The 7,125-nt window shown below is 68.7% G+C and carries 5 protein-coding genes; 1 reads left to right on the forward strand and 4 read right to left on the reverse strand.

Annotation, left to right across the window (positions count from 1 at the left end; translation table 11 throughout):
- Positions 1 to 21 precede the first annotated feature (21 nt).
- The 3 genes from ACF1FZ_RS32685 to ACF1FZ_RS32695 all read right to left on the reverse strand — a co-directional run bounded on the left by ACF1FZ_RS32685 (position 22) and on the right by ACF1FZ_RS32695 (position 3,565).
- Positions 22 to 1,296: a cation:proton antiporter gene (locus tag ACF1FZ_RS32685; protein WP_391777013.1), complete on the reverse strand. Its 1,275-nt coding sequence runs from the start codon at positions 1,294 to 1,296 to the stop codon at positions 22 to 24.
- 241 nt (positions 1,297 to 1,537) lie between these two features.
- Positions 1,538 to 2,767, reverse strand: a complete 1,230-nt coding sequence (locus ACF1FZ_RS32690) for a cation:proton antiporter (protein WP_391777014.1) — start codon at positions 2,765 to 2,767, stop codon at positions 1,538 to 1,540.
- A 267-nt stretch (positions 2,768 to 3,034) separates the two neighbouring features.
- Positions 3,035 to 3,565, reverse strand: a complete 531-nt coding sequence (locus tag ACF1FZ_RS32695; protein ID WP_391777015.1) for a DUF421 domain-containing protein — start codon at positions 3,563 to 3,565, stop codon at positions 3,035 to 3,037.
- Between the two features lie 290 nt (positions 3,566 to 3,855).
- Here ACF1FZ_RS32695 and ACF1FZ_RS32700 point away from each other — a divergent pair, with 290 nt between their 5' ends.
- Complete coding sequence (locus ACF1FZ_RS32700) at positions 3,856 to 4,908, forward strand: glucose 1-dehydrogenase (RefSeq protein WP_391777016.1); 1,053 nt, start codon at positions 3,856 to 3,858, stop codon at positions 4,906 to 4,908.
- 252 nt (positions 4,909 to 5,160) lie between these two features.
- Here ACF1FZ_RS32700 and hpnR read toward each other — a convergent pair whose 3' ends face one another.
- Positions 5,161 to 6,672 carry a hopanoid C-3 methylase HpnR gene (gene hpnR / locus ACF1FZ_RS32705; RefSeq protein WP_391777017.1) on the reverse strand — a complete coding sequence of 504 codons (1,512 nt, stop codon included), beginning with the start codon at positions 6,670 to 6,672 and terminating at the stop codon, positions 5,161 to 5,163.
- Between the last annotated feature and the right edge of the window lie 453 nt (positions 6,673 to 7,125).

A 7,125-nucleotide genomic window follows, 5' to 3' on the forward strand; every position in this document is an offset into this window, starting at 1 on the left:
AGCGCGGCCCGAGGCCCGAGTTCAGCCATGGTGGCCGTCGGGCCCCCTGCTGCCGTGCCTGTGGGTTTCGCTGTGGTGGGGTGGTGGCCGGTGCTGTGGCGTGTTGTCGTCATCGGGGAGGCCGATCAGTTCCTCGACGTCGAAGATCCGTGCGATCGGTACGTCGGTACTGCTGTGGGCGATGATCGAGAAGGCGATGGTGACGGCGATCAGGGTGAATGCCTTCTCGCCTTGTGGGATGTCGGCCTGGAGTACCAGCAGTCCGTAGACCACCGAGGCGAAGCCCTTGGGGCCGAACCAGGCCGCGGTGAGTTTCTCCTTGCGGTTGAAGTCGGTGCCTGCCAGGGACAGCAGCAGGGAGGCCGGGCGGATGAGGACGATGGACAGGATCGCCACCGCGTAGCCGCCGATCGGCAGGTCGCCGAAGAGGTGCGGGGTGAGCAGGGCGCCGAAGACCAGCAGTGCCGCGAACTTGGCCAGCTCAGCCAGGGCTCCCCCCAGCGGCTCGAAGGCGTCCTTGGCCTCGGGTGCGAGCGCGGCGATCACCGCGCCGGCCGAGAACGCGGCCAGATAGGGATTGGCGTGGGTGAGATGGCAGGCCGCGTACAGGATGACTCCGACCGCCAACGGCAGCAGGGGCTGCAGCCGGGGTTCCGCGCCCAGCAGCCGGAAGCGGACCAGCCAGTGCACCAGCGACGGCAGGGCCACGCCGAATAGCAGCCCGAGCAGGAGCTCACCGGCGATCGGGGCGAAACCGACGTCCTCGGCGTGGCCGGCGGGAGCGGCGGCCGCGATGAAGACCAGGACGAACGGCAGCGCGAGACCGTCGTTGACGCCGCTTTCGATGTTGAGCAGCTGCCGCAGCCGTGCGGGGACCTCCTTTCGGCCCACGATGGCTGAGGCGAACACCGGGTCGGTGGGCGCCAGCACCGCGCCGACCAGGAAGGACGTCGTCCAGTCCAACCCGACGAGGAAGTGCGTCAGCAGGGCGACACCGAGGAAGGCCAGTGGCATGCCCAGCCCGAGCGCGCGGGCCGGGTTGCGCCAGGCCCGGCGCAGGGCCGGCAAGGAGACGTGCATGCCGTCGGTGAACAGCACCGCGAAGAGCGCCAGGTCGGCGGTGACCCGGACGATGTCGCTGTCGGGGGTGATGTGGATCAGGCCGAGGAAGCCGTCGCTGACGAGCGCGCCGCCCGCCAGGAACAGCAGCGAGGTGGACAGCACAGACCGGGCGGCCAGCCCGGACAGCAGCACCGCCACCAGCAGCGCCACACCGAAGACAAAGACGAGTACCACCTGGCATGCTCCCGCTGTCGATCAAACACTCCCGGCCTCGGCCCCTTGAGAGTCTGAGCCTGTCACGTACCCGCCGACGCCCTGGGGCACCGCACGAGCCATCGTTCCTCGTTTTCTCAACCTTTTAGGCACGTGCCCTTTCTGCTTGCTCGTCCGGTCGAACATCCCAGGGGCTGGGGCTGTGCGGCGGTCATGCTTCTGAAAGAGACGGCCGGCGCGGCATGGATCCGAGTGGTCAGGGTCAGGTGCTGTTTTCGGGCTTCTTCGTCTGTAGGCCCGCTTTGCGGTAGGCCGTCAGTCCGGGTGTGGTGGTGACGCCGTGCACCAGGGTGCTGGCGGCGACGACCAGCGTCCCGGCGACCAGTACCTGCGGATCGGCACCGAGCCGGTGGGCCTCCAGCGTCAGATAGAACAGGGCCGAGACGCCGATGGGCCCGAACCAGCCCAGGAAGAGCGCGTCGCGCCAGGTGAGGGACAGGGGGCGCTTCAGGGCGAGCACGACCGGCAGACGACGCAGCAACAGTGCTCCCAGGACCAGCAGCAGACCGCGCCACCAGCCCAGCTCCCCCCATTCCCGCCAGGGAATCATGGCGCCGAACACGACGAACAGCGGCAGGACGGCGAACCGGTTGATTGCCTCATCGATCTTGTTTTCGCCCGTTCGTTCGTCGACCGAACTGGTCGCGTTGAAAACGAGTCCGGCGACGAAGACGGCCAGGACACCGTCGACGCGCAGCAGCCCTGACACGCCGAGCACCAGCAGGGCGAGCATCAGGGTGTAGAGGAGCAGCGGGCCCGGCTGCATGGTGCGGTGTTTTTCGGCGGCCTGCAGTACTTTGCCGCCCAGCCAGCCGATCGCCGCGCCGAGCAGGGTTGCGCCCGCGACCTGCCAGAGGGACTCCAGCACTGCTCCGCCGCCGCTCAGGGGCCCGGTGATCGCGATCGCGGCGAGCACCAGGGGCAGGGCAAGGCCGTCGTTGGCGCCCGACTCAAGGGAGAGCAGTTGCCGGGTACGCGCCGCGACGGTCTTCTCGGCGGGCTCGCCGGTGACGACGCTCGAGGCCAGCACCGGGTCGGTGGGGCACAGGGCCGCACCCAGCAACGCCGCCGTGCCCAGCCCGACCCCGAGAGCGGCGGCCGACACCGCCGTGGTCACCAGCGCCATCCCGGCCATGGCAACGATCAGCAGGATCATCACGGGTTTGGCCTGCGCCCGCACGTTACGGAACCGGTAACGCAAGGCCACCGCCATCACCGACACGGCCAGGAGCAGGCGGCATGTCTCGTGCAAGTCCTCGTGCCCTTCCACCACGGTGGGCAGGTCAATGACACCGAGTCCTGCCGGGCCGAAGGCAACGCCGGTCAGCAGGGCCAGCAGCGGGGCGGTCAGCGGAGCCCGCTGGATGAGCTTCGAAAGAGCGGCCACCACCAGGGCCAGGACACCAACCGTGGTCAGCAGAATATCCAGCATGTAGCTGCGAGTGCCCCGCCGCGATCACGACGTATCGTGTTGATCGCCCCGGCACCCGAACGGTCGTAGCGCGGAACGTTCCACCTTCGGGCAGAGAAGGCGGAGCCACGTCCCGCCTCCTGGGTGCTCCTCTGCTGCCGACGTCGCACCGCGGAACGCCACCTGAGCGTTTGGCGGCCTTTCGGAGCGGCCTTTGCCCGAGAGTCGGCCAGGTCGGCGCTGCTCTTGGCAGTCGATGCACATTACTTCCCGCGTTTCACTCTCGCTTCACCTGCCCGGCTGCTCTTGCAACGGCCTGCGGATGTCCTGAAGAGAGCTGCCGGAGCCGGTCTGGGACCGGCTGAGGACGCTGAAGCTGCCGTCGGTCTCCAGGACCACCGCGGTGACATCCTCGAGGGCACCGATCCCCTGCGAGCGGACCGCCTGGCGCACCTCGCTCTCGGTGACCCGCTGCCGGGCCATCTCATCGGTAAGCATGCGTCCGTCGCACAGCAGCAACGTCGGCTCCGCCTTGATCAGCCGCCGGAATCCGCGGAAATGAACGGCAGTCTTGGCATTGACGAACTGCAGGACCACCAGCAGCGCCAGACCGAGGATTCCCTCGGCCAGGGACACGCTGCGGTTGAGGAGGATGGTGGCCAGTGTCGAGCCCAAAGCCACGGTGACCACCAGGTCGAAGGCGTTCATCTTCGCCAGGGTCCGCTTGCCCGACAGCCGCACCACCACGATCAGTGCCGCATAGGCACACACAGTCACGACCGCCACGCGAAGCATGTCGTACCAGGAGTCGAAGAACATTCCCTACACCTACCCCAGAAGGCGAGGGGCGGCAGGTCGCGCCGGCCCGCGAGCGGTCACGCGGAGGGCTACCGGCAGGACAGCGCATGACGCGAGCGCAGTTCACGGGCGCCACCGAGGACGGCGGCGGTGACCGGCACCGCGAGGAGCACTCCAACGTGTCACCCCGGGCATACGCCGGTCACCGCCGCACCGGCCTACTTCCCCGCCAGACAGGTATGCATAGGACTGGACGGACCACTCGGCGTCCACCCCGTTACGGATACATCCTGGAAAGGGCTACGCCTCTCATGCATGCACTGACCGTACAGCCCGGCCGACGTGGTTCATTGAATGTGCGGCGGCTGCCGGATCCGTCGCCGACCGACCGCGAGCTGCTGGTGCGGGGTCTGGCTGTAGGCGTCTGCGGGACGGATCGCGAAATCGTCGACGGCGCGTACGGGTGGGCGCCTCCCGGCCGTGACTGGCTCGTTCTCGGACACGAGTCACTGGGCCGGGTCGAGCACGCCCCAGCAGGCAGCGGCTTCTCGGTCGGCGACCTGGTGGCCGGAGTGGTACGCCGCCCCGATCCCGTGCCCTGCGGGGCGTGCGCCCACGGCGAGTTCGACATGTGCCGCAACGGCCGCTACTCCGAACGCGGCATCAAGGAGCTCGACGGCTACGGCGCCCAGCTGTGGTGTGTCGAGCCCGAGTACGCGGTCAGGCTGCAGCCGCACCTGGAGACCGTCGGTGTGCTGATGGAACCGGCCTCGGTCGTGGCGAAGGCGTGGGAACAGGTGGAGCGGGTGGGCGGACGCTCCTGGTTCGAACCACAGCGGGTTCTGGTCACCGGTGCTGGGCCGATCGGCCTGCTGGCCGCCCTCCTCGGCACTCAGCGCGGACTGGACGTACACGTTCTGGACCGCGTGGACAGCGGCCCCAAACCCGCGCTGGTCCAGGACCTCGGTGCCACCTACCACACCGACGACGCCGAGAAGGTGATTGAGGAGGTGTGCCCGGACATCATCATCGAGGCCACCGGAGCCGACGCCCTGGTCCTCGCCTCCCTGACGGGCACGGCCTCGTACGGAGTGGTGTGTCTGACCGGTGTCTCCCCCGCCGGCCGCCGCATCGGAGTGGACGCCGGAAGCATCAACCGGGAGATCGTGCTGCAGAACGACGCCGTGGTCGGCTCCGTCAACGCCAACCAGCAGCACTTCCGGCAGGCCGCCGACGCCCTGGCCACGGCGGACAGGAACTGGCTGGAACGTCTGATCACCAGGCGCGTTCCGCTCACACACGCCACCGAGGCGTTCGAGGACCAGCCGGACGACGTCAAGGTGGTCATCGACATGCAGAACTGATCACTGTCGTCCCTGCGGCGTCAGCCGCCACCCTGTGTCCAGGAGCTACACCACGACGGCACGGCTACGCCCGGCGGCGGCAAGGGCGATCGGTGCCGTTCACGCCGGCCCGCGCGCTCACGGCAGCCTCCCGCCCGGGCGTCTGGTTGACCAGTCACCCATGTCGGGTTCGCTCCCCTCGATCTTCCGCGCAAGTCTCCAGTACGTGCGGCGTGGTCCGGCAGGTGTACCCGGGCGGCGGGGCGTGCCGGGTCAGACGCCGTCGGGTTCCGGGTCGGCCTGCGTGCGGGGGTGGGAGGCGGCCCTGGTATGGATGAACAGGTCCTGCCGAGCGGGCGGAGTGACACCGTGCTGGGGCAGGGGCAGTTCGTATCGCACGGGCTTGTGGTGGTCCGCCAGCTGGCGCTGCACGTTGTAGACGCTGCCGAACTTCCACAGCATGCGCGCGAAGTTGGTCTGGCCGCGCACGAGATTGCGGCCGAGCACGCTCATGGCCCCGATAGCGCTGCGCAGCCCCAGGTGCTTGCGGTTCAGTACGGCCTGTGTGCGGACGAGTTCCCGGTAGAACTCCTCCAGGGGCAGTGTGGTGGGTACGACGGCGTGCTGGATGTCGAACAGGCGGTAGTCGCGGGTTGTCAGTTGGCGGGCCTCGGTGTGCCAGATCTCCGTGCCCGGGTAGGGCGTCATCACCGTCAGGTGGACGATCTCGGGAACGGACAGGGCGAACTCGCGTACGAGACGGAAGCGTTCCGCATCCCAGGCGGGGTCGACGATCAGGTTGATGGCCACCATGATCCCCAGCCGGCGGGCCGTCTCCAGGGCCTTGAAGTTGTCGTCCGGGCTTACCCGCTTGCGGTAGAGGTCCAGCCCCTCGGCGTCCAGGGCCTCCATGCCCAGGAACATGTACCGCAGGCCGAGCCGGGTCCAGCGGGCGAAGACCTCCTCGTTGCGCAGCAGGACGTCGCTGCGCGTCTCCAGGTAGTACTGCTTGCGGATGCGCCGCCGCTCCAGCTCGGCGGCGATGCCGTGTCCGTGCTCGGGGCGGATGAAGGCCACGTCGTCGACGATGAAGACGTTGGGCTCCCGGATCGACGCCAGTTCCTCCGCGGCCGCCTCGGGGGACGCCTTGCGGTAGCTGCGCCCGTAGAAGGTCCACGCGGAGCAGAAGGAGCAGTCCCAGGGGCAGCCGCGGGTGAACTCGATCGACGCGCACGGGTCCAGTTCCCCGATGAAGTACCGGTTGCGCTTGCGCATCAGGTCGCGGGCGGGCCGGGGGGTGTCCAGGCTGTCCAGCAGCTTCGGGGCCGGCCCCCGGCCCTGCGCGCAGACGACACCCGGGACGTCCACCAGCCCGCCGTCGCGCGCCGCCGCCAGCAGCGGCTCGACGGTCGGCTCCCCTTCGCCGCGTACGATCGCGTCGACCGCGCCCTCGGCCTGTTCCAGCACATGCTCGGCGATGAACGAGACGCTGTGGCCGCCCAGGAAGACGAAACAGCCGAGGGAGGCGGCCTTGGCGTGGCGGGCGATCCCGATGGCCTCGGGGATGTTGGCCAGGTAGTTCAGCGAGATGCCCACGGCCTCGGGCGCGAACGACTCCAGTTCGCGATCGAGCAGGTCGCGGGAGAGCACCTGGAGGTCCACGACGCGTACCTCGTGGCCGGCGTCACGCGCTGCCGCGGCCACCCGTTCCAAACCCAGTGGCTCCAGCCGCAGGAAAATCTCCGAGTACATCAGGGCACTCGGATGAACCAGCATCACGCGCATCTCAGTCTCCAGCCGGCGGCGAGGGCAGCTACGTGAACCATTTCTTCACCTTTGCCGGTATCTGCCGCCGGAGCCACGCCGGGAGGCCAGGGATACGGAACGCCTGGCGACACGTCTACCGCTCCGCCCGCACGCTCCTGCTCGACGAGGTCGCCGCAGCCACGCCAGGCACCCAACAGCGAGCTGCGCCGCTCATGGGAAGACCCGGTCCCTGCCGAAGCCTCCCGCGTCCGCTGAGGTTCCGCGTCTTACGTCACCAGTACGGCGCAGGAGAAGGCTCGGGTCCTGGGCGACCCGCAACGAGGCATGCGGCCTTCTCCGCTAATGGCGCTGTCACGTTGTTGGGGACATGGGTGTTTGACGGGGTGTCAGGGTGTGGCTGGCCCAGGCGTCAGCCTAGGCTCAAGCTGTGGTGGGCTGGCCGGCGGCGCCTGTGATCTGGTCCCAGATCGC

Origin of the sequence: Streptomyces sp. NPDC014623 (genome assembly GCF_043088245.1) — a bacterium.
In the GTDB taxonomy this organism is placed as follows: domain Bacteria; phylum Actinomycetota; class Actinomycetes; order Streptomycetales; family Streptomycetaceae; genus Streptomyces.